Genomic DNA, 24,073 nt, shown 5'->3' with positions numbered 1-24,073 from the left:
ATTACAGCGATTAGCGATAGAGCATCGGGTAAGGCAGTTCATCTAAATCGGCTTCCTCCCGTTCGTTGAGCAATCGAGCAATCTCTTCTGAACTCGGTGCCTCAAAGACATGAGTCATTAATGAATCAAAAATTTGAAAGTATGGGTTGCTGCTTGAAACCTGTGAAAAGATTCGATGGATCGCATAAGCAAGTCTCCGTTTTAAGTGGCGAATTTCCTCGTTTTCAGGAGCTACAGCCAGTAGCTCCATCAGCATCGGAATATAGTCCGTCAATTCTATTCCTACCTTTTCAAATCCTAAATCAGCAATTAATTTTTGTAAGCGAATTAACGCATCCCCGCGTCTTCTGCTATCACCTAATTCTTGAGCTGTTAAATACAATCCCGTTTTCTCCTTATAATCAAAGGTCTCCACATAGAGTTCCTGTAAATCCTTTAATCCTAAGGAAAAAAGTGGTTTTAACCGCTGATACATTTCCTTTTGCATTTCTTCAGCAGTGATGAAAGTATTTAAGTAAGTATCCAAGCTTGAACATTCCTGATAAAACTGTTGATCAGGATAATCCAGGAAGCGTGAAGTAACAACAAGTATTTCTGCTAGTTCTTCTTTCATCCAAGATCACTTCTTTCATACGGATACGTCACCATGCCTTCAGCAGGCGCTAACCCTTCGATACTGCATGCTCCTTGACGATAATGTAAGTTATCATCCATTTCACGTCTTCCAGTCGGAATAACGAACCGTTCATTGTATTTTGCTACGCCTAGTAAACGTGCCATATCTTCTAATTCTTCCATAGTTGTTCCAGCTTCCTGAAGCAGCTTGCTCGCCTTCATTTCATCCATACCTCCGACCGTTTTCGCTCGCATATGAACGCGCATCGCAGCCATCTTTAGCAGAACCCTGCGAATAACACTCGTATCATCAGCTGATAATAACGAAGCTAAATATTCCATCGGAATCCTCATATCATCTACCGCAGGAATATAGCCATCCATGCTTAAATCTTGCTCATTTGTAATATGATTCATAATTGGACTAAGCGGCGGAACGTACCAAACCATTGGGAGTGTGCGATATTCAGGATGGAGCGGCAAAGCAATCTTCCACTTCATGGCCATTTTATAAATTGGTGACTCCTGCGCACTTTTGATCCAACTCTCATTAATGCCTGCTTCACGCGCTTTTTCAATCACATCTGGATCATTAGGATCGAGGAAAACTGATAGTTGTGCCTCATATAAATCCTTAGGATCTTCAACAGATGCCGCTTCCTTTACACGATCCGCATCATATAGCACAACACCTATATAACGAATCCGTCCCACACATGTTTCTGAACAAACTGTCGGAAGCCCCGCTTCAGTTCTTGGATAACAGAAATTACATTTCTCTGCTTTATGTGTATTCCAATTGTAGTACACCTTATGATACGGGCAGCCGTTCATGCAGAATCGCCACCCTCGGCAAGCATCTTGATCTACAAGGACAATCCCGTCTTCATCTCTTTTATAAAGCGCCCCCGATGGACAAGAAGCAACACAGGATGGATTCAAGCAATGCTCGCATATCCGCGGCAAATACATCATGAATGTTTTCTCATATTCCATCGCAATATGTTCCTGCAGCTTTTGCACATTTGGATCCATCGGCACAATTTCACTGCCGCCTGCGAGGTCATCATCCCAATTTGATCCCCATTCTGGCTTATCGATATATTTACCGGTAATCATTGACTTAGGACGTGCAACTGGTAAATTCTCCTTTTTGGGAGCTTTATGAAGATGCTCAAAGTCATATGTCCATGGCTCGTAAAAATCATCGATCGTTGCCATATTCGGATTGTAGAAAATATTTGCTAGCTTTGATACAGGTCCGCCTGCGCGTAAATGCAGCTGTCCATTTCTTAACGTCCATCCGCCTTTGTAGCGGTCTGTATTTTCCCATTCCTTCGGGTAGCCTGGTCCTGGGCGAGTTTCCACATTGTTATACCAGACATATTCCATGCCAGGGCGGTTTGTCCATGTGTTCTTGCATGTCACTGAACAAGTATGACAGCCAATACATTTATCCAGGTGCATCACCATCGCTACTTGAGCTTTAATTCTCAAGCCAATCGACCTCCTTCAACGGACGGATCACGGTCATTGTGTCTCGGTTGCTTCCCGTCGGGCCATAGTAGTTAAATCCATAGCTTAGCTGGGAATACCCGCCAATCATATGTGTCGCCTTCGGATTAATTCGTGTCACACTATTATGAGTACCTCCGCGTTTTTTGTTGATCGTGTTTCCGGGTACTCCCATCGTTCGATCCTGCGCATGATACATGTAGGCAACACCGCGTGGAAGACGGTATGTTAGGATTGCCCTTGCTGCTACGACACCATTTCGGTTATATACTTCAATCCAATCATTGTCTTTAATTCCTGCGGAAGCAGCGTCCTTTTCATTTAGCCATACAACCTGCCAGCCGCGGAATAGCTGAACCATTTGATTTGTATCAGTAAACATTGTATGAATGCCCCATTTTTGGTGTGGCGTCATGTAGCGGAGTGTTAAGGATTTCCCTTTGTTCTCCACTTCTTTTTCCCCTTTTAAAAATGGCGATAAATTTACAGGTGGCAAATATAATGGAAGCCCTTCGCCATAATCCAGCATCACTTCATGATCAATATAAAAGCTTTGGCGGCCTGTCAGTGTATGCCAAGGAATATTGTATTCCTTATTCACTGTAAACGGTGAATAGCGTCGATTATCATTTTCTAGTCCGCTCCAAACCGGGGTTGATATCGTTTGAAGAGGCTGAACACTTAAGGCATCTAAAGTATAATCTTCCTCTTCACGCGCCTCTGAGATATGACCAAGCTTTTTCCCAGTCTTTTCCTCCATGGACTTCCAGCCTTCAACAGCTCTTTTTCCATTTGTGGCACCTGACATGAGGAGAATAGCATTAATTGCTTGTTTATCCGAATAAAGATCTGGATGTCCTTTGCCAACCCCCTCACGCTTAGAAACACCAAGACGATTTAATAATTCTTGATATGCCTTCTCTCCATTCACCTTTACGCCTTTTGTTCCGTACCCATTTCGAATATTTGGCCCGACCGTAGTCCACATATTGTATACATTAGGGTAATCACGTTTGACAATGTTCAAATTTGACATCGTTTTCCCAGGAATCGCTTCCACTTCCCCATTTCGCCAATCCTTCACTTTACCCATCGGCTGTGCAATTTCATTGACCGTATCATGCGCCAACGGGGACATCACTAGATCTTCCTGTGCAGGAAGATGCACCTTAGCAAGCTCGGAAAATTCCTTCGTAATTTCTCTAAAAGCATCCCAATCGCTCTTGGTTTCCCATGGCGGTGAGATTGCCGCATTAAAAGGATGAACAAATGGATGGAGGTCTGTCGTACTAATATCAAATTTCTCGTACCATGTTGCAGCTGGTAAAATAATATCGGAAAACAGCCCCGAGCTTGTCATCCGAAAATCCATTGCAATAAATAAATCGGTCTTTCCTTCAGGTGGCTTTTCATCAATTTTAATCTTCTCTGGCTGCCAAGAATTTTCCGTATCTGTCAGGACTGAGTCATCAGCACCAATTAAATGCTTAACAAAATATTCATGTCCTTTTCCACTGTCTCCAAGAAGGTTTGAGCGCCAGTTAAAGAAAATGTGAGGAAAGTTCCGTGGATCATTTGGGTTTTCGATTGCATAATTTATTTTTCCATCCGAAATTTGTTTAGCAACATCCTTTATAATCGCTTGGTCATCGTCTTTATATTTTTCCCGTGCTTCCTTCATCACTTCTAGTGAATTCTGTGTCCACTGTGGGAAACTTGGCAGCCAGCCTAACCGTGCTGACATTGCATTGAAATCAGCAGGATGCATATTGCTATATTTTCCACCCCACTCATTCTTCTCACCATCAGCTAAATATTCATATCTAAACTGCTCTGTTGCAAAATAGAAAAATGATGTACCGTTCATAAACCGAGGTGATTTTACCCAATCATTTGCAAAGGCAATTTGGGAAAAGCCTTCAATTGGACGTACCTTCTCTTGTCCAACATAATGAGCCCAGCCACCCCCATTTACCCCTTGAGAACCTGTCAATAAAATAAGATTTAAAATGGAACGATAGATTTGATCACTGTGGAACCAGTGATTCGTCCCGCCACCCATCGCAATCATTGATTTTCCATTTGTCTGTTCGGCATTAGCGGCAAATTCTCTTGCAACTTGAATGACATGTTCCTTCTTCACACCAGTAATACTCTCCTGCCAAGCGGGTGTATACGGCTTATCTGGATCGTTATAATCATCAGGATAATTACCTTCAAGCCCACGATTAATTCCTGTATGTGCCATCATTAAATCATAAACAGTTGTAACAGTCATTTCATTGCCAAACTGATCTGTAATCACCTTCACAGGTACTCCTCGGCCGACCTTTCCGCCTTCTTTTTCAGCAAAATAAGGGAAATCTACCATGACGACTTGATCTGAATCTTTAAGGAAGCTAAGCTTTGGATTAATTTCTTGCCCGTCTTCACTCTTCAAATCAAGGTTCCACTTATTGCCGCTATCCCAGCGAAAGCCTTGACTGCCTGTAGGAATAACCATTTGATTCGTCTTTTCATCCCAAACGACTGTTTTCCATTCACCGAGCTCATGATTCGTTTCAATATCGGAAGCTCTTAAAAAGCGGTCGGAACGAAATTCTCCTTCCTTCCTATCTAAAATGACTAGAAACGGAAGATCTGTATACTGCTTGGCATAATCATTAAAATATGGTGTTTCTTTATCTACATAAAATTCCTTTAAAATGACATGGGTCATTGCCATAGCAAGTGCCCCATCTGTACCAGGCTTTGCTGGCAGCCAGATATCGGCAAATTTATCGTATTCAGCGTAGTCTGGACTCACTCCGACAACTTTCGTACCGTTGTAGCGGGATTCCACCATAAAATGCGCGTCTGGCGTTCTCGTTTGCGGGATATTTGTCCCCCAGATAATGAAGTATTTCGTGTTGTACCAATCACCACTCTCTGGAACATCCGTTTGATCGCCCCATACTTGGGGAGAAGCTGGCGGCAAATCCGCATACCAATCATAGAAACTTAGAATCGTTCCGCCAATTAGTGATAGAAATCTTGTTCCGCCAGAATAACTAATCATCGACATCGCTGGAATTGGACTGAATCCGACAATCCTGTCAGGTCCATATTTTTTGATTGTATATATGGTAGACGCTGCAATTAATTGACAAAGCTCCTTCCAGCTTCCACGGACAAACCCCCCTTTCCCTCTTGCCTTCACATATCTATTTCGCTTTTCAGGATTTGTGACAATGTTCTCCCATGCCTGAACAGGATTATCAGCTGCCTTCAATTCTTCTTTCCACAATTCATATAGATCCCCTCGTACGTATGGATGCTTTACTCGAGTCGGACTGTACGTATACCAAGAAAAGCTTGCACCCCTTGGACATCCTCGGGGTTCATAATCTGGAAAGTTTTCACCAGTAGATGGATAGTCTGTTTGCTGAGTTTCGTAAGCAATAATTCCATCCTTGACATGAATTCTCCAGCTGCAGGAGCCTGTACAGTTTACTCCATGTGTAGAGCGAACGATTTTATCGTACTGCCAACGCCTTCTATAGAGATCTTCTGAGTTACGAGGACGAGGGCTTTCTTCCGTCCAGCCATCATTGATTCGTTCGCCGCGCTTTAAATGCCTGAGTGCCTGAATGAGCTTATTTTGTCTTTGCTCCATCTATGCATTCTCCTCCTTTTAAGCTATCTCTTAGTGGATTAAATTCCTCTCCCAGAATGCGAAATGAGTCCTTGCTAGCTAGTAATTCCTCTTCAAAAACAGCCCAATTCGCAGCATTGGCTGCCGCAAGAATGAGTCGTTGCAATGTACTATATTCATTTATTTCATATATTTTCTCTATGATTTCTCCAGATAGGGATCCGAATCTCATACGTAATACAGCAATTAGGTCTTCTCGATCATTTACAAGTAATGCATCTGTTTCAAATGAAAACACGCTACCAGCCCTTTCTAAAGCTTAATCATTTTAAAATAGTCAGTGATTAATTGATTCTTGCATTTTTCAGCTGCCTGTTCGAAAAAGCAAGAAAGTTCTTCATCAGGCCGCTGTGCTTGTTCAAAACTAATTTCTGTTTTCGCGATCTCATTGAAATGATTTGAAAGCCTTAAAGTAATTTCTAGACCCTCTTGCGTTTTGATTACAGTTCCATGGGCATCATACGGATGGATATTATATTTCTCAAAGGTTTCTATCATCCTTCTATATACATTCGGAGCAGCAATCCGTAATGATTCTTCCTTTTGCAGTTTGAACTCTCCCATTTGCATCCTCCTCGCTACCAATTTCCTTAATTTCCCTGCGTTAGTGTTTGCTATTGTGCAGTAATTTATTCATTTCATCCTCGTTATGGACCAGATCAACAATGATAACGCCATCCATTAATGTCGTGAACTCCCCATCAACCTCTTGTTTTTGAAGCAATTCTTTCATTTGCTGGACAATTCTTCTCATGATGTCATGATCTCGAGTAAGTTGAACGACTAAATCCTTTAACTCAGGATTTTCCATGACCATTTCTTTGTATAAGCCCTCTTCTTCCGATTCTGCATGCTTTAGTGTCCGTGTCTCCCAATGTTCAATGATCACTTCAGCAACTTGGAGTGCTTTTTCCTTTTGCCCATCCTCCAAACAGCGCTGAAAAATATCTCTCAATTCCTTTGCTTCATTTAATGCCGCCTCATGGATCGATGAATGGGCATCTGGTTTTTTTAAACTTGGTCCTGACATTCGCTATCTCCATCCTTCCAAACTACTGTCTAGTAGTCCTAGTAAATTTATTAGTCAGTTTCCCCACATTAGTAGTTACTAAACTTGTCAATACGACTTAAATTGTGAACATTATGAGTTTTTGACGTAATTTGCAAAAAAAGAAGATGAATGGCTCCAGTTTGGAAACATCCATCTTCTTAATAAAAGTTATCTATTTGTTTACTACTATGTCATAGGATTCCTTATTCACCATCGTCTAAAAAAAGTTCCTTCAAAAACCGTTCCCGATTTTGCAAGAAGTATTTTGTTATCTGGTAATGATCCGTATCCTCATAGGCCACTTCAGCAATCTCTCCATGATCAAAGCTAAATATTTTTGCATTCGGATAGCCTAGTAGAATAGGTGAATGGCTGGCAATGATAAATTGAGCATTTCCATTACGGGTTAAATCATGAATAATCCGCAGGAAGGACAGCTGCCTTTGCGGTGATAGTGCTGCTTCAGGCTCATCTAAAAGATAAATAGCATTTCCTTTAAAACGATTTAAGAATAGAGAGAAAAAAGATTCCCCATGTGATTGCTCATGCAAGGACTTTCCACCATATTGCCTATATCCTGTATCATCAACCTCATCTAAATAGGAGGCAAAATGATAGAAGGATTCTGCTCTTAGGAAAAAGCCATTTGTCACCTTTGGCATCCAGGATAAACGTATGAAATCCGTTAAAGAAGAACCAGATGCATGTACATCATATATGTTATTTCTTCCGCCACCAGCCGTATTAAATTCACATTTATCAGCAATCGCTTCTAATAAAGTTGATTTCCCAGACCCATTTTCACCTACAAAAAATGTAACAGCATGATCCAACTTAAGTTCTTCGATACTACTGATGGAAGGGATAGAAAATGGATACTGATTAGCGGATGGGATTTCGTCACGTAAAAGGCTAATTCTTTTTAAAAACATAATGAAAGAAACCTCCTCAATTAGAAAAAATTATTGGAAAAATAATGAGGTATGATTTAAAGATTGCTTGCAAACATTGTCATTAAAGTCGTAAATTATGCCCTTTTGTACTATTTCTTTTTTGATTAATTTCAAATACGGTAAAAATAAATAGGGCAAACAAAAGTGTATATAATCCAGACGGAATATTCGTAACCGGGATATATACATCCCAGAATGAATTGATTAGTGCATGAAAAATAATACATAGAAAAATACTATTTGAAGATAAATAAATGACAGTAAGCAGAAAAGATAATCCCAGTGCACAAAGAGTGAACCAAAGAAAGTTCATACTCATTTGATTTGAACCAACCACGAACCATAATGGCAGATGCCAGATTGCCCAAATACATCCAACAATGAGCGTACTAGAAAATGACGACCACTTTTTTTGCAAAGCAGACTGTAAATAGCCACGCCAGCCTATCTCTTCCAATCCGCCTCCAATAATCATAATTGGAAATTCAATCAACGCCAGATATAAAGGGTTCTCCATGGTTGCTCCATCCCAAAGAGTCGGCAAAAAACAAGCTGAAAAAGCAAGTCCAATGGTAAATAGATACAATCCTAATGGGTGTCTAGGATTTTTTATATTATTTACAAATGATTGAAATTCTTCTTTAGAACTATGTCGCTTTTTCAGCCATATCTCACAAATGGCTGGAGTAACACCACCAAGAATAAACAACACCATCGAAAATGGAGTTCCAAAGCTGAGCAGATTAAACTGTGTTAATATGGCTAAACTGCCCCATAGTATCCATGAGGAAACAAATGTGTAAACTAGAAACCTTCTTATCCCCTTTCCCAAACGTGACCCTCCCCTTATTTAGACCCTAAGAATAATAATACGGACTTGCACAGTGTATCCATTAGACGAATTTCGTCAAGTTGCTTTTCTTCATTTTGGAACATACCATAACATTTTTGTAAAACCACATCTCTTACAATGCCATCAATAGAAGTCATAATAAACGGAAATAAGTCTTCTAGTGAAACTACTGGCTTAAAGCTCCCATTTGAAATTCCCTCATGAATTGTACTAAATAACCGCTCGATCAAATATTGGCCGCTTTCATTTTCAGTTATGTTTGATAACATTTTCTTCTGTCTTTCAGGATTATTTGCAAATATGATTGTGAGCTCAAATTGAATTTTACCAACTGTTGATAAGTTTTCTTTTATGTATTCACCAAGGAAAGTAAACAAATTTTCTATTGTTTCTTTGGGAGAATTGCTATTATCAATGATTGCATCAATTTCTTGCGTATATTCTACATTTGAATTGGACTGATTAATCACTGCAACAAGTATCTCGTCTAAATCCGAATAATATCGATAGATTCCACCTTGACTTAATCCTGATGCATTAATGATATCTTTCATCGTAATTTCATATAGAGGTTTAACCTTACACACAGATAAAGCAGCTTCTATAATGCTGCTTTTCTTTCTTATCACATATTCATGGTTGACCTTTGGCATAGTAACCACCTTCTATAGTAAAAATGACATCACTGTCATTTTTATAGTATGGCATAAGCTATTCATTGTCAATAAATAAATGACAGAGTAGTCATTTTTACAAAATACTTCTTTTTTGCTGAAATCCGTCTTCTTTTGATAGCTTTTGTCACGAGGCAGGAAAATAGAAGGGTCCTTGCTGAATTAGTAAAAAAAGAATCCAATATAGACATTTCATTTCTCAGAAAGGGCTGGAAAACAAAATGAATAAATCATACGCGATTAAAGAAGCAGCAAAAAAATTAAGTGTATCACCTGGAAAATTAAGGCAGTGGGAAAAAGAGCTTGATGGGCTGCTCGCGATTCCCCGTACTAAGCAGGGAGCACGTTATTATACAGATGATGAAATGAGTCTGCTGGAAACAATCAAACAGCTTTATGATAAAAGTCTTAGCAAAGACATGATCAGAGGAATTATCGAAAAGGATTTTCAATTACAGAAGGTATCCAACACTGCCGAAGCAACATTATTACCAGTACGATCAGAAAAAGTGGAATCCTCCACATCAAATAATGATATTGACGAATTTCTAGCAGCAATGAAATCATGGAAGGACGAAATAATCGATGATGTACGTGATGAAATCCGGCACGGGGTTCGTAAAGAAGTAATTGACGAGGTTAAAAAAGAAATCCTCAAAGGTTCAGTACACACAGTTAAAAGTCTATCAGATTCCATATATAAATCAAACGAAAGAACGATCGCCGAAATTGATCATCTTTCCGAGGACATACATAAAATTTCTGAGCATACTTCAGAAAAGCTTGTAACTTTATCAAAAAGAATTGCAAAGTCTTCAAAAGGTACGACAGAGCAAATTCGCAACCTTGCACATCGTGTGGCGGATTCTTCAGAAGCTGCAGCAGAAGAGTTTAAAACGATGATTCACTATATTTCTAGCTCTGCCGAGGTTACACATACAGAAATAAGCGCACTTATTGAGACTTTAAACGCAGATCGGGAAATTTATTTGGAAACGATTCATAGAGAACGTGAGGAGTATTGGAGGGACGTCAACCAGCGTGAAGTGATGTTCCAAGATATGATTTTAAGTTTTAGAAGTGCTGCGGCAGGCGAAGAAAAGAAGGAGACATGGTGGAAGTTCTGGAAATAATCTGCAGGCACTAGTCTAGCACAAACGTATAATAGTCATTGAAAATGTCCACGTGTGGTGCCTGACACCCTTGGGGTGTCAGGTATAATGTGGATTATATAGATTCAAAATTCGTTCCATAAAAGATTTCGTCCATCTCAGTAGTCAATCTTTCAGTAATTTCTTCTACTTCCTCTAAATCGAGCTTTTCCTTCGTATAGCCAAATAAATAATTATTGAGATCAAAGTCACGAATTCTGCATTTTGTATGAAAAATATGGGATTGATAAATATTGACATCAATCATATCAAATTCATTTTTCACTTCTTCTGGAATATAATTTTGAATGGAACTAATATTGTGATCAATAAAAAGCTTATGCCCGTCTTTATCCCTTGTAAATCCCCTTACCCGGTAATCAATCGTCATGATATCCGTATCAAAAGAATGAATTAAAAAATTTAAAGCTTTCAGTGGAGAAATCTCTCCACATGTAGACACGTCAATATCTGCCCGAAATGTACTAATCCCTTCAGACGGGTGATATTCAGGATACGTATGTACTGTAATATGACTTTTATCAAGCTGCATGACAACTGACCCTGGAAGAGGTCCGGGTGATTCATTGTATGATTCTGTTGGGACTTCAACAACTGGTCCTTCCGATACAAGCATTGTCACACTTGCACCTTGAGGCTCATAATCCTGTTGGGCAATATTTAACACATGTGCACCAATAATATCTGAAACACTGTTAAGTATTTTTGTTAATCTTTCTGCACTATACTCTTCATCAATGTACTCAATGTATGCTTCGCGCTCCTCTTTTGTTTTTGTATAACAAATATCATACATATTAAAGCTCAACGATTTCGTTAAGTTATTAAATCCGTGCAATTCAATTCGCTGTTCAGGCGTTAATTCCAATCGTATTTCCCCCTTATAAAGGTTTTTCCCTCAATTAAATATTGTTATATTACCCTATTTCACCGATAAAAATCAGCCTTTTCCTTTATAAGTATTTTGCCAAATTTATTTGTAACCAAAAAAAGGGAAAGAGGTCCTGCTATTCAATTTTATTATTAAAACTTATAATATAGGGAATAAATGATTTTATTAAATGGCAGAAAGGTGGGGTAAGCATTGAGAAGGTTATTCCGTACTTTAGTCCTGCTGTTCATTTTCATTGTTTCATGGCCTTTTATCGAGAAACAGATTCAGAAAACAGAATATTATCCTATATTGGAATCGATAAAGACGGAAATTCGCGGCATAGTCGAACATCCAGATGTTGCTGCCGCCTTAAATAGCATTTATCAAAAAGTCAATGAAATAACAGGAAACGAAGATCCTTCACCACTTAGTCCGAATAAAAATAATAATTCTGAAACAAATCAAGTAAAAAAACCCAATTTATCTATCCCGACTGAACAAGTCTTTTCGATTCATAACATCATTCTAGGAGAACAACTGTCTGAAGTGGAGGAAGAAATCGGAACGGCAAAGCGTACCTCTTGGAATGAATATGGAACTGAATGGCATACGTATCATGATGATTATCAAAATTTTTTAATGATTGCATACGATGAAAATAATACGGTTGTTGGGTTGTATACGAACCAAGATTTAATTACTTCTTCTGTTGGCATTGAACAAGGGAGTACAAAAAACGACGTCCATGAAAAATTAGGAGATCCATTAGACAAAATCCGTAAAGGAATGACCTACTTTCAACTGGAGAACGATCGTGATTATGATGTGTACGTTCTAGATGAAAGTTTTGTGACTATTTTTTACGATAAGCACAAGGGTAATACTGTCACTTCTCTTCAAATTATTACCCAAGAACTTGAATCAAATAAAAAAAATTTTTATTCTAACGGTAGTCAACAATTAAAAGAAGGCTTTGAATATCAGCTCTTTGACTTAACGAATGCTGCTCGAGTTAATCATCAATTGAATGTATTAGGATGGGATGAACACGTCAAAGAAACGGCAAGGAAACATAGCAAGGATATGGCAGAAAATAATTACTTTTCTCATACAAATCTTGATGGACTATCCCCGTTTGACCGCATGAGTGAGGATGATATTTTCTATACATTTGCTGGAGAGAATTTGGCAACTGGACAGTTCAGCAGCATTTTTGCACATGAAGGACTAATGAATTCACTTGGGCATCGAGAAAACATCCTTCGTCCCGAATATCAATATTTAGGTGTCGGAGTTGCTTTTAATGAGGACTCACATCCTTATTACACAGAGAATTTTTTCAGAAGGTAAATGGCTGGGCTATGGATGGGTCCAGCCAAATTTTTAGGGAAAGTATAACTCTACTCGTTTATTGTCTTTTTCCAAAAAATAAAAATTCTTAAATTCAGTCCGTTGTGTGAAGTACATAAATCCATCAAAAGGAAGTGCAAAAACAATCATTCCCTCCTTGCTGAATTGAAGCAGACAATCGACAATTTGAAGGGATTCAAAAAAAAGACCTTCTCTTTGAACTAATTCATCTTCTTCGTAAAAGTTTATAATCACTTGTTGATTTTTAAATTGGCTTAGAGAATGTATATTAGCTAATGTTGTTTCCATACTCGTAATACATACCCCCCACATCCGCACTGATCGATAAATTTCATCTGAATCGTATCACCAAAAACCTCTGTTAATAATGGGACGAAATAATCAGTTGGATTTCCAAATTGTCCTGAGGTTACTAAATTCACGTAGTAGCCTGGTTCAGTCTCCTGCACTGCTTTAATCCCATCCTCAATGATTAGATCAACATTGTCTTCATATTCATTATGCTCAAGATCCATTGACCAATTTTTCCCCACCTATTATTCCCCCTTGGCCGATAACTTCCTGCTTCATCTTTTGTGGTAATGAAGATATTCCAATCATATCATATAAAAAAATTAAATCGCATCCATTTTAGGCGGAATTATTGTGTCAAAAAAAACAAGATTGAATCGAAATCATAAGCAGAGAAAGAGCAAGAAATGCTGGTTATTTTATTTATGTTGATAAGGAGCGATATGCATTAACTTAAACAGATAGTAAGGCCATGGAGCAAGATTAAACCAAATTTTAATTGATCTCCAGATTATCAAAAAAAATGAGGATCTATTATCGTCCATCTTCCTCCAGCTTTACCGCGTATGACGACTATCAATCAAAAAACGTCTAGACAACACCTAGACGTTTGATCACTTTCTCTTTTTATTAAAAAGTATGAGCTAGATCCTTGGCTCGAGCAATCGCATTTGCCTTAATTTCCTCTGCCTTATTTGGTTGTGCATTATGTCCTTCTATGAACAATCCTTCTAATATTGGTATGCCAAAAAATTGCATTATAATTTGAATATAACGATGGCCCATTTCCATTTCAGCAGCTGGACCTTCTGAATAATAACCTCCTCGAGCCTGAATATGTAAGGCTTTTTTATCCGGCAGTAGTCCAATAGGTCCTTGTTCCGTATATTTAAATGTCTTTCCTGCTACTGCGACAGAGTCCAAATATGCTTTCATGATTGGAGGAAAGGAAAAATTCCATAAAGGAGTCACAAACACATACTTATCCCCTTCTACAAACTGGCTGCTTAATTCATCCAGGCGACTCACTTTACCTTTCTCCTCTGCTGTTAAATCGTCAAAAGCTGAACCAGTACGCAGTTTCCCCCACCCGCTGAACACATCTGCATCAATATGTGGAATCTGCTCTTTATATAAATCAATGGTCACAATTTCATCATTCGGATTAGCTTCTTTATAAGTATCAATGAATGCTTTTCCAACTGCCATGCTATATGATTGTGTTTCATTATGAGGGTGTGCTGTTATGTATAGAACTCTTGCCATCTTTCACTCAACCTTCCTTAATGTATTTAAATCTAATCCTCGCTATTTACTGAATATGGGTTTTGCCCAATACTTGTCCTCATTTCCTCTGTTAGTTCGAATGGAATTTCCTTTTGTAGTTCATGGTTATTTTTACTGTCTCGCTGAAATCTTCCATCATAATGCAAGGGCTGCTGATTCATTATTTTACCCCCTCCAATGTTTCTGTAAATAATGTCCTTCTCCATATAGAAGGTATACTATTATCATTCCCTTTTCTTTATAAAAAAATCAAAAAAGCCAGAATGCTGACGTTCTGGCTTTTTAACTTGCACTAATCTCCTTTTGATGAATGGACAAAAATACTTCTTCTAACGATTTGCACTCGTAGTCACGATATATACAGTCCAAAGTTCCAAATGACTTAACCTTTCCATTAAATAAGATTAATACTTTATCTGCGATTTCAATGGCATCTCTCATAATATGGCTGCTAACAATCACCGTTTTCTGCTGTTTTTTCAATGTTTGAATGACTTCTTTAAATTGAATGACCCAATACGGATCCAAACCGTTCGTCGGTTCATCTAGGATATAAATATCTGTATTCGCTAATAGGCATTGGGCTAAATTTAACCGCTGAGACATCCCTTTAGAGAACCCTCCAACCCTTTGATTACGTTTCTCCCATAAGCCAACATCTACTAGAACTTCTTGAATTCTCACTTTTGGTGTGTTCAAAAATGTCCCATAATAATTTAATATCTCAATAGGGGTAAATTCGGGAGGAAAATTCATTTGGTCAGGCATATAGGCAAATGGCTTCTTCTTTTCCGAGTGAAAAACGACCTGGCCAGTAGATGAATTTTCAATGCCTGTTAAGATTTTAATCATTGTACTTTTTCCAGCACCATTCCCGCCGCATAATACAATGCATTCTCCTTTATTTATTGTAAGATCTACAGGGGCCAAGGCTATTTTGTTTTTATATTTTTTTGAAATATTCTGCAGCTCTAAAATCATATTAAACACCCCTTTTTTTCAATAAATAAGTGGATGAGGCAATGGTTAGAAACAGTAGAATGATTATCGATAGGAAAAGAGCACCAGTTAGCATGCCATTGTCTGCCCATTTTTCTATCATTAAATATTCTGGACCAAATACATATTCTGCATTTAATTTTGATATTGACCACACACGAATGGATTCCACAGGGTTTAGTAAGATGAGTGAGAATAGACTCCCTAGCTTCATTGAATAAGGGATCCAATCGACAATCGAAAAGATGACAAATTCATAGACAAATACAACAATACTCCAGAAAAATAAGGCAAAGGATAAACCTTGCATTCTTGTTTTGCTGACTGCTCCGATGAATAAAGCTGCTGCGGAAAATACGACGATGAGCAGCATGTTAACCGCCATAAAAACAAGATAGATCGATCCTTCAAATGATTTACCTATCAGAGATAGAATGAGACCAAATGAGCCGTATGAAATCCCCATTACAACAAATAATGATAAGACTAAAGAAACAAACTTGCTACACATATAATGCCAATACGAAACCTGATAGGTCTTAAACAATGAAAACCTGCCACTCTCCTTATCAGCAATGATTGAATTTGCTCCTAGTATTAAACAGATGATTGGAATAAGCCATAAGGATAAATTGATTAACATCGCAATGGATCTATTATATGCCGATTGGTTCACTTCTTCTGATGAGCTAACCTCTTTCTTAATCTCTTTTAATCCATACCATTCCGGATTCACATTCATCGTCTCAATATTTGTATTAACTGATTCTAATCCATATGTGGTTTCTACAGGATCTGATTTAATCGATTGTAAACCGTAAAAATATAGTAATACAGATAAAAATAGAAATAATATCATGAAGTTTAAAAGCCACTTACTGCGTAATAATAGTTGTAATTCGTGCTTTACCATTGATAATAGTAATGTAGGCTTCATATCCATTGCCTCCTAATCGGTTGACCATCATCCTTTACCTAATGACCGTGTTCCATACCTCCAGACTTAAAGCTTTTCATATCTGCTTTTAATAGCTCCTCTTTCGAATACATATCACCATCATGTTTTTTTTGGAATTGAGAAGCTTTTTCTTCGGATTCGAATCCTGCAATTCCATAACTCATTGGACTTTCAATGGACGTACCTTGGACAAAAGTACTTTTATCAAAATCTATCCATTCCTCTGTTTCGAAATCATGAATAAATGCTGCTTCATATTTAGGGCTTTTCTGCTGTAGATAATTAATCATACAGCCAATATCATCAAATAAAAGTGGTTTTCCATCCTCTAAAATAATTTGTGCGGCTGATTTCAGCTCCTCAATACCCATTTTACATTCAGCACATGATTCCTCATTTGCCTTTATTTCAACTGGTGCAGCAGCCTTCGACTGGCAGCCTGCTAATAAAAGTATAAATCCAATCATTAGCATCAACACTTTACACTTCATGCTTACCCCTCCCCAACTTCAAAAGAATTGAAAGACTTCCAATTAAAACAATAAGAAAGGTGACAATCTGCATTACATTAAATGTAGCATTTGAAATAACCGCTTCCTCAGAATTTCCTTTATTCCAGCTAACTGGTGCAGGCTTAACAAGCGGAGATTCATCAATAACAAAGGAATCAGATGGCATCGGTGTGTACTGCTCAATCATATTCCATAGCTCCACTGCTGGACTTTGATAAAAAATGCTTAAATAGGGCTCCTCGCTCGTCATATTATAAAAAACATCTCCGCTTTTGTAAGCATAATCAACGAGCTCGTCATTATTCAAATTAAGTGAGCCATGATCATCAAAATAGTTTCCGTAATTATCCTGAGTAAAAAGATTTGTATTTTCCTGATCTGAAATGATTTGCCTTGTATTATGATAAAAATTATTTAAATAAATCGTATTCTCATCCGAAGCTTCTCTCAATTCCAGCCCTGTGTGATTTCCGATAAAGGTATTAAACTCGAAAGTATTGCGCTTCGCATTTTCAAGCAAAATCCCCTTAAAGTTCCCTTGCATTATATTAGAAGAGATTTTCGAATCAAAGGTATCAAAGATAAACATGCCTGCTCCATCAATCTTCGTATTTAAATAGAAAGAATTAGCCACGATGGATATTTCATTACTCTGCATAATCATTAACCCATTTACACTTTCCCTGACCTCATTCTGTGCAATGAGTACAGTTCTTGAATCCATCGTGTGTACACCATACCTTGCCCTTACCATTTGATTCCCTCTAATTTCACAGAAATTGGAATACGAAACATAAATACCATCCTGAGTATCATAAATAAAGTTGCTTGTAGCCACAGAATTCGGTGCTTTTACTAAATAAATCCCATACCCTTTATGATTGCTGCTTCCTTTAAAACTAGTTATCACATTATTCTCCATCCGATGCCCATAGCTTTCCTTAGCATAAATTCCATGGAAAACATCTTGGATGATATTTTTATGGATAAAGGAACGATTTCCTTTCACATATATTCCAGCATTTTGTGATCCACTGCCTTCAATTTGAAGACCTTCTACTGTCACATCATCCGCTTCAATCGTTAGGACATTTCCGCTTCCAGGACCAATCAGTTTTGCCCCTTCTTCTCCAATTAAATGGACGGGTTTACTAATCGTAAAAGCTCCTACATACTCTCCTGCCTCTAACTTTATGACTCTGTTTTCACTCGTATTTGCTAATGCCTCTTGCAGCTCATTCCCATCCGTTACTGAAACTTCTTCAGCATTTGCCTTACCAATAAAAATGAACCAAACGAGCACGATAAATATTCCAATCTTCTTATACATGTGAGCTTCACCTGCCCTGCACATTTCCACCATATAAAAGGGCAGCATTCCCAATTGATCTATTTTTTATCATTCAGGGAAAGTACTGCCCATTAATTTGTCAAAAAGGGTTCACTTTTGTATTGTTTTTATATATAATATGTGTGTGTTGTTTTTATGAAAATTTATTAATGGCCCATTGTTGCCGTGCCGTCATCTTCTCCAGTTTCAGTCACCTTTAAGATAGCGACGGCTCCTTTTTGAGCATGGTTGAATTGATGTGTTAGAATTGAATAGCTGCCTTCACGTGTAACTGTAAATTCTACAACTGCTCCACCACTAGCTGGAAGCATAACTGTTTGAAGACCTTTCATATGATTAAATGGATTGCCGTCCATATATACATCATCGAAGACAGTTCCAACTACATGGAATGAGCTTACTTCATTCGGACCTACGTTATTAACATAAATTCTAACCTTGTCACCAACCTTAGCTAGTAATGGTTTATCTTTAAGGCTAAATGTATCACCATTTGTGTTTTGGTCGCCTTCTTTCAATGCTTTTGTAGACATGACCACATGACTAGGAACACCATTTGTAAAGTCTTCTAAATCATTGTACTTATACCATTCATTTTGAACGATAACAAATTCTCTATCGATATCTTTATCTGTCGGATACCCAGCTTTTGGTTTAACAATGATTGTTCCATGCATACCATTCGCAATATGTGATAGTACTGGTGATGTTCCACAATGATACATAAAGACACCTGGTTTATTTGCTGGATAGCTGAATGTTCCTGTTTCATCAGGCTCTACATTTGTGAAGTCCTTTGAAGGTGATGCATGTACAGCATGAAAGTCCATGCTATGCGGAATGGCTGGATCCATATTTTTTAGTGTGAAGTTAATTGTATCTCCTTCATTTACTACTACTAATGGCCCTGGTGCCTCTCCATTAAAAGTCCATGCCTTGTACATTTTTCCTTTATCAATTTCAATATCAGTTATTTGTGAAGTCATTTCCACGTTTACTTCGTTCGGGCCAACTCGCTCCATTTTTAATGGAATTGGTTTTTGATTCAGCCCTTGATGCGGCTTAATTACTTCTACCTCACCTTTTTCTGCTGCCAATACCTTTTGTTCCATATCCTTGTTGTTTTTTGAATCTGCTGCTTGTTGGTTGCATCCTGTTAAAAGTCCAATGCCTAAAGCGGAAGTAAGAAGAATTTTTACACCTTTATTCATTTGTGTTTCCCCCTCTTTTTAATTTCCTTTCATACTTTTATAATAATGACATTCCGCATCCAAATAGGTGATTTTTCTCACATAAGCATATAAATGTGTGAAGGATTTGTGAAGAAGTGTGTAATCAAGTGATAAAGGTTGTTTTGTTCTGAAATTATTGCGAAAATATTTCTAACCTGATCGATAAAGGAGGAACTTGTCTAGTTTCAGCCTTCCTATCTACTCGATTTCTTTAAGTCTGAACATTTAACATAAAAAAGGTACGAAAACCTCCATCATGGTTTCGTACCTTTTTCTTTGCTAAGACGATTTTGTATACCTTAAAAGCGATTGTTGTCCCTTATTTTCCTACAGATTACTTCTCTTTTTTCTTTTGTACGATAGCTAATTCATCAACGAGCTTTTCTGCAGCTCTACGATAAAGATTACTCATATTTGCAAGGGAAGCTATCATTAATATTTTTTGAAGATCTTCTTTTTCAGGATCTTCGAGCAAATCGATTTCATTTTTGACAACGATTGATTTTGCGACTATGTCCTCATTGAAGTTTTCGATATTTTTGCTTGCAACATGCAGATAGCTTTCATAAAAACCGTCTAGATGAAATTGATTCATACTCGTTTTTTCATTAATTTTAAAAAGTGTCTCCTTAATATCATTAATAGAAAGTACCCCTTTTAATTGATAAATGAGACTTATTAAAATGAGATGTTCTTTGGAATATTTTTTGTTCTTGATTGGGAAAAACAATTTGCCTTTAGCATAATTATTAATCATCGTTTTTGTTAGAACCTTTTCATCTTCATTCCGTTTAGAGTTGCTGAATTTATTTTCAAACAATTGGATGACCTGATCCATGTATAAATCGATTTGCGGAATCTCTTCTAATGTAATTTGATTATTTAAGCCAAGTTTATCTATCATATCCTGTATTTGATCCATTCTATTCCCCTACTATAATATTTATTAATTTAATATTACTTAAAAAAAAGGGTTATGTAAATGTTGACTACTTGATAGAATGGTTATATGATTATAAGTAGTTATCAATACTACATCAAACGCTAATAGGGGGATTTACTTATGAATTCTTATATTCGAGAGCCAATTAATGGACTGACCCATCTCGCTGGCGCCATTCTTTCTTTCATTGGGTTGTTAGCTATGGTCATTAAGGCTTCTATGACAACCTCATCTGCACTTGCCATTACAGCAGTAATCATTTTTGGAATTAGCATGATACTGCTTTATTCAGCTTCGGCAACCTATCATATGGTCATTGCTAAAGACAAAGTAATCGCATTTTTAAGAAGGCTTGACCATTCCATGATTTTCATATTAATTGCAGGCTCGTATACACCATTTTGCTTGATCAGCTTAAACGGAGTAACAGGGTGGTTATTATTTGGAATCGTTACGGCAGTAGCCATCTCTGGCATATTATTTAAAATGATCTGGTTCAACTGTCCAAGATGGCTTTCAACTGCTCTTTATATTGCAATGGGCTGGATTATTATATTTGCATTCTCTCCACTTTCAGAATCATTAAGTTCCCCTGGTCTGTTTTTATTAATTTTTGGAGGGGTTCTTTACACCATTGGCGGAGCCATTTATGCAATAAAACCTAAATTTTTGGAGTTCAAACATTTCGGCTTTCATGAAATTTTTCATATTTTTATTATGCTTGGCAGCCTCGCCCATTTTTTAAGTGTTTTCTTATACGTGATATAGTAAAAACCGTTCTGCGCTAATAAGCAGAACGGTTTTTTTTATTGCATATTAAATAGTGCGGCAAAGATTACTGCAAAGAACAAAATAATTATAATGACAAGGATAATATATAGAACAACAATGATCCATCCTAATACTTTTCTTCCAGTAACAATCAGGTATATACCAAGGCCTAGCAATCCTAAAATAAAGCCGAGAATCCCCCATAATACAGGACTTTTATTATGCTTAGGTGCATCTATTACTAAATAAATCGTCACAGCTACACTAATAAGTAACCCTAATGAAAATTCCATCTAGGTCCCTCCTTTTGCAGAATGATTCCACAATTTAATATTATACTATTTTTACCGAATTATTACATTGGATTTTTAGTTCAGAATTCTTTTGATAAATTTTAATCCATTTTTCATTGTTGGGTATCTAAAGGGAAGATCAAACATGGTTGTTTGTTTTAAAATACTTTTTTCATGGGTAAATACATCGAAGCTCCCCTTACCATGATACGCGCCTATTCCGCTTTCTCCTACTCCGCCAAATGGCAAATAAGGGGAGCTAAGGTGATAAACGGTGTCATTAATACAGCCCCCGCCAAATGAAATCTCGTTCAATATTTTTTTCTGTATTTTTTCATTTTCTGTAAAAATATATAATGCAAGTGGTTTATGTCTACTTTGAATCTCACTGATAATCTTCGGCAAGGATTCATAATCCATCACAGGCAAAATCGGCCCAAATATTTCATCCTGCATCACTTCATCATTCCAGTGAATCATATCTAATATCGTCGGTTCGATGGTAAGTTTGGTTTCATCATATTTCCCGCCAAGATACTGTTCGCCATTATTTAGAAAGGATATTAGCCGCTTAAAATGCCTCTCACTTACTATTTTTGTAAATTGACCGGCATCAAAAATATTTTCACTATATAGGTCATGAATAGCCAGTTTTAGTTCATGTAAAAATTCATTCTTCACACGACTGTGTACATATAAATAATCAGGTGCTACACAAGTTTGTCCTGCATTTGTAAATTTGCCCCAAGCAATCCTCTTTGCTGCTAATTTCAGGTTTGCATCTTCATGAACAATACACGGACTTTTTCCTCCTAACTCAAGGGTAACTGGAGTTAAATTTTTTGCAGCTGCTTGCATAACTACCTTTCCAACGGACACACTGCCTGTAAAAAAGATATAATCAACCTTTTCATTCAGCAAAGCCGTGCTCACCCCAACACCGCCTTCAACAACAGCAATATACTCTTCAGGGAAATTTTCACTAATCAGTTTGTCTAACAAAGCAGATGTATTCGGTGTTAATTCCGAAGGCTTCAAAATTACACAGTTTCCAGCTGCAAGCGCACCTGCCAGTGGGGCTATAGCTAATTGAAACGGATAATTCCACGGAGAGATTACTAGAGCAACTCCATACGGTTCTGGATAGATATAGCTTTTTGATCCAAGCGTTGCCAGAGAAGATTTCACCCTTCTCGGTTTGGCCCAAGCATGCAAATGCTTCAGAGTAAATTTTATCTCTTCAAGTACAATTCCTATTTCTGTTAAATACGTATCAAATTCACTTTTGTTTAAATCCTTCTTTAAAGCATCCATCAATTCTTGTTCATTTGTTCGAATAAGACTTTGTAGTTTTTTCAAGGCTTCCAGCCGAAAAGATAGCTCCTTCGTTTTTCCCTGTAAATAGAACTTCCTTTGTTTCTCTATCAAGTCTCCATATTTCTCCACTTTAGCGCCCCCTTTTTCATCATGATTGAATTAATTAAATTGTAGCATTATCCAAGAATGATTAACATTCCTCCGCGAAAGTCTTTACATAACTTCATATAACTGTGGAACACTTACTATTGGGAGGGGTAGCAAATGTTAGGTGATTTACTAAAAAAAACTTTTTCGTCAAATAAGAAGAACAATCCGTTTTATGAAAAATCAAACACAGAAGAAATTCAAATTAAAGAACAAAAAATTCATGCTGACATTGAATATTCAATGTCAATATTTAAAAAAATCTATTCCTTTCCTGATAATAAAGATGTCAAATTCCGAACGTTTCAAATTGGCGGATTGAATAAGCAGGCTTGTCTTATTTCTATTTCAACCATAACCGATATTAAGCTTTTAGATGAATACGCGATTCAACCGTTGCTGAACAATGATAACCCATCATGTAGTATCGAGAATTTATTAGCGGTACAAGCTTTATCTACTGTCGATTGTAATAAGGATGCAATCTATGAAATCAATAAAGGGAATGCTATATTACTTATTGATGACTACACGAAAGCCTATAGCATCACGGCTGCTAATTTTCAAGGAAGAGATGTAAGCAATGCTGATAATGAAATCGTTCTTAAAGGGCCTAAAGAAGCATTTACTGAAAAGGCAGCGTCCAATATCTCTCTCATTCGAAAAAGAATTAGGGATGAAAACCTTATCGTAGAATCGGCTGTTTTATCTAAACGGACAAATAATGAACTCTTTATTGTCTATATCAAAGATTTAGCAAATGAGCAATTGCTCGACAATATCAAAAATAGGGTTAACTCATTAAATGTAGATTCTGTGCAAAACCTTGCCTTGCTGGAGCAGCATATAGAGGAGAGAAAGCTTTCATTATTCCCATCCATTCTTTATACAGAAAGACCGGATCGAGCTTCAGCTTTTCTCGAAGATGGTTATATTGTTTTGTTAATGGATAATTCACCGGATTCATTAGTGCTGCCAGCTACCTTTTGGTCTTTCTTCCATATTTCTGAAGATCACTATTTAATATTGTTTTAATGATTATCTCACTTTATTCTTTATGATTTACAATTACACTGTGGAGAGATAAAAAAAAAGCAGGTTCTATTGCTGTGTTTTCATTAACAGCGGCGACATTTGTATGTGCCTTACTAGGCGTACTGAAATGATTTCGTTTTATTCTTGACCTCTTCCAATAGAAAA

Annotated in this window: 26 protein-coding genes; 4 read left to right on the top strand and 22 right to left on the bottom strand. The window is 37.3% G+C overall.

The window, feature by feature from the left end:
* Positions 1–10: 10 nt before the first annotated feature.
* The 9 genes from narJ to FI644_RS20905 all read right to left on the bottom strand — a co-directional run bounded on the left by narJ (position 11) and on the right by FI644_RS20905 (position 9,334).
* Entirely contained in the window at positions 11–613 is a 603-nt protein-coding gene (gene narJ, locus FI644_RS20945) for a nitrate reductase molybdenum cofactor assembly chaperone (RefSeq protein WP_053476301.1), read from the bottom strand.
* A complete protein-coding gene (narH, locus tag FI644_RS20940) occupies positions 610–2,112 on the bottom strand; it encodes a nitrate reductase subunit beta (protein WP_053476302.1) in 1,503 nt (500 codons plus the stop codon). Before narH ends, narJ begins: the two co-directional genes overlap by 4 nt.
* Positions 2,102–5,785 carry a nitrate reductase subunit alpha gene (locus FI644_RS20935; protein ID WP_056684960.1) on the bottom strand — a complete coding sequence of 1,228 codons (3,684 nt, stop codon included), beginning with the start codon at positions 5,783–5,785 and terminating at the stop codon, positions 2,102–2,104. The genes narH and FI644_RS20935 overlap by 11 nt, the downstream gene beginning before the upstream one ends.
* On the bottom strand, positions 5,766–6,062 hold the full coding sequence (locus FI644_RS20930) for a hypothetical protein (RefSeq protein WP_053476304.1): 297 nt from the start codon (positions 6,060–6,062) through the stop codon (positions 5,766–5,768). Before FI644_RS20930 ends, FI644_RS20935 begins: the two co-directional genes overlap by 20 nt.
* Before the next feature lie 14 nt (positions 6,063–6,076).
* On the bottom strand, positions 6,077–6,388 hold the full coding sequence (locus FI644_RS20925; RefSeq protein ID WP_245637792.1) for a hypothetical protein: 312 nt from the start codon (positions 6,386–6,388) through the stop codon (positions 6,077–6,079).
* A 40-nt stretch (positions 6,389–6,428) separates the two neighbouring features.
* Entirely contained in the window at positions 6,429–6,854 is a 426-nt protein-coding gene (locus FI644_RS20920) for a hemerythrin domain-containing protein (RefSeq protein ID WP_056684965.1), read from the bottom strand.
* A gap of 224 nt (positions 6,855–7,078) precedes the next feature.
* Positions 7,079–7,807, bottom strand: a complete 729-nt coding sequence (locus FI644_RS20915; RefSeq protein ID WP_053476307.1) for an AAA family ATPase — start codon at positions 7,805–7,807, stop codon at positions 7,079–7,081.
* Between the two features lie 82 nt (positions 7,808–7,889).
* The gene (locus FI644_RS20910) at positions 7,890–8,660 is read right to left on the bottom strand and encodes a CPBP family intramembrane glutamic endopeptidase (RefSeq protein ID WP_053476308.1); all 771 of its coding nucleotides are present in this window, start codon (positions 8,658–8,660) and stop codon (positions 7,890–7,892) included.
* A 14-nt stretch (positions 8,661–8,674) separates the two neighbouring features.
* On the bottom strand, positions 8,675–9,334 hold the full coding sequence (locus FI644_RS20905) for a TetR/AcrR family transcriptional regulator (protein WP_053476309.1): 660 nt from the start codon (positions 9,332–9,334) through the stop codon (positions 8,675–8,677).
* Between the two features lie 242 nt (positions 9,335–9,576).
* Here FI644_RS20905 and FI644_RS20900 point away from each other — a divergent pair, with 242 nt between their 5' ends.
* Complete coding sequence (locus tag FI644_RS20900; protein WP_142108799.1) at positions 9,577–10,488, top strand: MerR family transcriptional regulator; 912 nt, start codon at positions 9,577–9,579, stop codon at positions 10,486–10,488.
* A gap of 94 nt (positions 10,489–10,582) precedes the next feature.
* Here the strand turns inward: FI644_RS20900 and speD are convergent, their stop codons facing one another.
* Complete coding sequence (gene speD, locus FI644_RS20895; protein WP_053476311.1) at positions 10,583–11,395, bottom strand: adenosylmethionine decarboxylase; 813 nt, start codon at positions 11,393–11,395, stop codon at positions 10,583–10,585.
* 216 nt (positions 11,396–11,611) lie between these two features.
* On the opposite strand from speD, the gene FI644_RS20890 reads away from it, so the two are divergent.
* On the top strand, positions 11,612–12,751 hold the full coding sequence (locus FI644_RS20890) for a CAP domain-containing protein (RefSeq protein WP_053476312.1): 1,140 nt from the start codon (positions 11,612–11,614) through the stop codon (positions 12,749–12,751).
* Positions 12,752–12,784: 33 nt separating this feature from the next.
* Here FI644_RS20890 and FI644_RS20885 read toward each other — a convergent pair whose 3' ends face one another.
* The 10 genes from FI644_RS20885 to FI644_RS20845 form a co-directional block, all read right to left on the bottom strand.
* Entirely contained in the window at positions 12,785–13,060 is a 276-nt protein-coding gene (locus FI644_RS20885; protein WP_053476313.1) for a hypothetical protein, read from the bottom strand.
* Complete coding sequence (locus tag FI644_RS20880) at positions 13,045–13,305, bottom strand: CGCGG family putative rSAM-modified RiPP protein (RefSeq protein WP_053476314.1); 261 nt, start codon at positions 13,303–13,305, stop codon at positions 13,045–13,047. The genes FI644_RS20885 and FI644_RS20880 overlap by 16 nt, the downstream gene beginning before the upstream one ends.
* Before the next feature lie 388 nt (positions 13,306–13,693).
* Complete coding sequence (locus FI644_RS20875; protein ID WP_053476315.1) at positions 13,694–14,329, bottom strand: FMN-dependent NADH-azoreductase; 636 nt, start codon at positions 14,327–14,329, stop codon at positions 13,694–13,696.
* Between the two features lie 32 nt (positions 14,330–14,361).
* Positions 14,362–14,511, bottom strand: coding sequence for a hypothetical protein (locus FI644_RS26470; RefSeq protein ID WP_156319122.1), 150 nt, complete (start codon positions 14,509–14,511; stop codon positions 14,362–14,364).
* Positions 14,512–14,632: 121 nt separating this feature from the next.
* Positions 14,633–15,331 (bottom strand): ABC transporter ATP-binding protein, encoded by a 699-nt coding sequence (locus FI644_RS20870; protein ID WP_053476316.1) that lies wholly within the window; start codon positions 15,329–15,331, stop codon positions 14,633–14,635.
* Between the two features lies 1 nt (position 15,332).
* Entirely contained in the window at positions 15,333–16,286 is a 954-nt protein-coding gene (locus FI644_RS20865) for an ABC transporter permease (RefSeq protein WP_053476317.1), read from the bottom strand.
* Positions 16,287–16,324: 38 nt separating this feature from the next.
* On the bottom strand, positions 16,325–16,798 hold the full coding sequence (locus tag FI644_RS20860) for a nitrous oxide reductase accessory protein NosL (protein WP_053476318.1): 474 nt from the start codon (positions 16,796–16,798) through the stop codon (positions 16,325–16,327).
* Positions 16,788–18,149 (bottom strand): right-handed parallel beta-helix repeat-containing protein, encoded by a 1,362-nt coding sequence (locus FI644_RS20855; protein WP_053476319.1) that lies wholly within the window; start codon positions 18,147–18,149, stop codon positions 16,788–16,790. The genes FI644_RS20860 and FI644_RS20855 overlap by 11 nt, the downstream gene beginning before the upstream one ends.
* Positions 18,150–18,316: 167 nt before the next feature.
* Positions 18,317–19,381: a multicopper oxidase domain-containing protein gene (locus tag FI644_RS20850; RefSeq protein ID WP_053476320.1), complete on the bottom strand. Its 1,065-nt coding sequence runs from the start codon at positions 19,379–19,381 to the stop codon at positions 18,317–18,319.
* Positions 19,382–19,736: 355 nt separating this feature from the next.
* Positions 19,737–20,324, bottom strand: coding sequence for a DUF1836 domain-containing protein (locus FI644_RS20845; protein ID WP_053476321.1), 588 nt, complete (start codon positions 20,322–20,324; stop codon positions 19,737–19,739).
* A 141-nt stretch (positions 20,325–20,465) separates the two neighbouring features.
* Between FI644_RS20845 and trhA the strand changes: the two genes are divergently transcribed.
* Positions 20,466–21,113 (top strand): PAQR family membrane homeostasis protein TrhA, encoded by a 648-nt coding sequence (trhA, locus tag FI644_RS20840; protein WP_053476322.1) that lies wholly within the window; start codon positions 20,466–20,468, stop codon positions 21,111–21,113.
* A 38-nt stretch (positions 21,114–21,151) separates the two neighbouring features.
* On the opposite strand, the gene FI644_RS20835 is transcribed toward trhA, so the two are convergent.
* Positions 21,152–21,409, bottom strand: coding sequence for a hypothetical protein (locus tag FI644_RS20835; protein ID WP_053476323.1), 258 nt, complete (start codon positions 21,407–21,409; stop codon positions 21,152–21,154).
* 75 nt (positions 21,410–21,484) lie between these two features.
* Positions 21,485–22,855: an aldehyde dehydrogenase gene (locus tag FI644_RS20830; RefSeq protein ID WP_142108798.1), complete on the bottom strand. Its 1,371-nt coding sequence runs from the start codon at positions 22,853–22,855 to the stop codon at positions 21,485–21,487.
* Between the two features lie 135 nt (positions 22,856–22,990).
* Between FI644_RS20830 and FI644_RS20825 the strand changes: the two genes are divergently transcribed.
* Complete coding sequence (locus tag FI644_RS20825; RefSeq protein WP_246066974.1) at positions 22,991–23,908, top strand: spore germination protein; 918 nt, start codon at positions 22,991–22,993, stop codon at positions 23,906–23,908.
* The last annotated feature ends 165 nt before the right edge of the window (positions 23,909–24,073 follow it).

The sequence above is a fragment of the Cytobacillus solani genome, from assembly GCF_006704205.1.
In the GTDB taxonomy this organism is placed as follows: domain Bacteria; phylum Bacillota; class Bacilli; order Bacillales; family Cytobacillaceae; genus Cytobacillus; species Cytobacillus solani.
Note: the sequence above shows the minus strand (reverse complement) of the source record. Positions and strands in the feature narration are given on the sequence as shown.

What these genes read in the sequence shown, in the direction of transcription:
- FI644_RS20885 (WP_053476313.1), bottom strand. Translation starts at nt 13,060, where the DNA reads ATGGAAACAACATTAGCTAATATACATTCTCTAAGCCAATTTAAAAAT.
- narJ (WP_053476301.1), bottom strand. Translation starts at nt 613, where the DNA reads ATGAAAGAAGAACTAGCAGAAATACTTGTTGTTACTTCACGCTTCCTG.
- FI644_RS20870 (WP_053476316.1), bottom strand. Translation starts at nt 15,331, where the DNA reads ATGATTTTAGAGCTGCAGAATATTTCAAAAAAATATAAAAACAAAATA.
- FI644_RS20920 (WP_056684965.1), bottom strand. Translation starts at nt 6,854, where the DNA reads ATGTCAGGACCAAGTTTAAAAAAACCAGATGCCCATTCATCGATCCAT.
- FI644_RS20835 (WP_053476323.1), bottom strand. Translation starts at nt 21,409, where the DNA reads ATGGAATTTTCATTAGGGTTACTTATTAGTGTAGCTGTGACGATTTAT.
- FI644_RS20935 (WP_056684960.1), bottom strand. Translation starts at nt 5,785, where the DNA reads ATGGAGCAAAGACAAAATAAGCTCATTCAGGCACTCAGGCATTTAAAG.
- FI644_RS20905 (WP_053476309.1), bottom strand. Translation starts at nt 9,334, where the DNA reads ATGCCAAAGGTCAACCATGAATATGTGATAAGAAAGAAAAGCAGCATT.
- FI644_RS20845 (WP_053476321.1), bottom strand. Translation starts at nt 20,324, where the DNA reads ATGGATCAAATACAGGATATGATAGATAAACTTGGCTTAAATAATCAA.
- FI644_RS20925 (WP_245637792.1), bottom strand. Translation starts at nt 6,388, where the DNA reads ATGGGAGAGTTCAAACTGCAAAAGGAAGAATCATTACGGATTGCTGCT.
- trhA (WP_053476322.1), top strand. Translation starts at nt 20,466, where the DNA reads ATGAATTCTTATATTCGAGAGCCAATTAATGGACTGACCCATCTCGCT.
- FI644_RS20860 (WP_053476318.1), bottom strand. Translation starts at nt 16,798, where the DNA reads ATGAAGTGTAAAGTGTTGATGCTAATGATTGGATTTATACTTTTATTA.
- FI644_RS20855 (WP_053476319.1), bottom strand. Translation starts at nt 18,149, where the DNA reads ATGTATAAGAAGATTGGAATATTTATCGTGCTCGTTTGGTTCATTTTT.
- FI644_RS20900 (WP_142108799.1), top strand. Translation starts at nt 9,577, where the DNA reads ATGAATAAATCATACGCGATTAAAGAAGCAGCAAAAAAATTAAGTGTA.
- FI644_RS20915 (WP_053476307.1), bottom strand. Translation starts at nt 7,807, where the DNA reads ATGTTTTTAAAAAGAATTAGCCTTTTACGTGACGAAATCCCATCCGCT.
- FI644_RS20850 (WP_053476320.1), bottom strand. Translation starts at nt 19,381, where the DNA reads ATGAATAAAGGTGTAAAAATTCTTCTTACTTCCGCTTTAGGCATTGGA.
- FI644_RS20865 (WP_053476317.1), bottom strand. Translation starts at nt 16,286, where the DNA reads ATGAAGCCTACATTACTATTATCAATGGTAAAGCACGAATTACAACTA.
- FI644_RS26470 (WP_156319122.1), bottom strand. Translation starts at nt 14,511, where the DNA reads ATGAATCAGCAGCCCTTGCATTATGATGGAAGATTTCAGCGAGACAGT.
- FI644_RS20875 (WP_053476315.1), bottom strand. Translation starts at nt 14,329, where the DNA reads ATGGCAAGAGTTCTATACATAACAGCACACCCTCATAATGAAACACAA.
- FI644_RS20825 (WP_246066974.1), top strand. Translation starts at nt 22,991, where the DNA reads ATGTTAGGTGATTTACTAAAAAAAACTTTTTCGTCAAATAAGAAGAAC.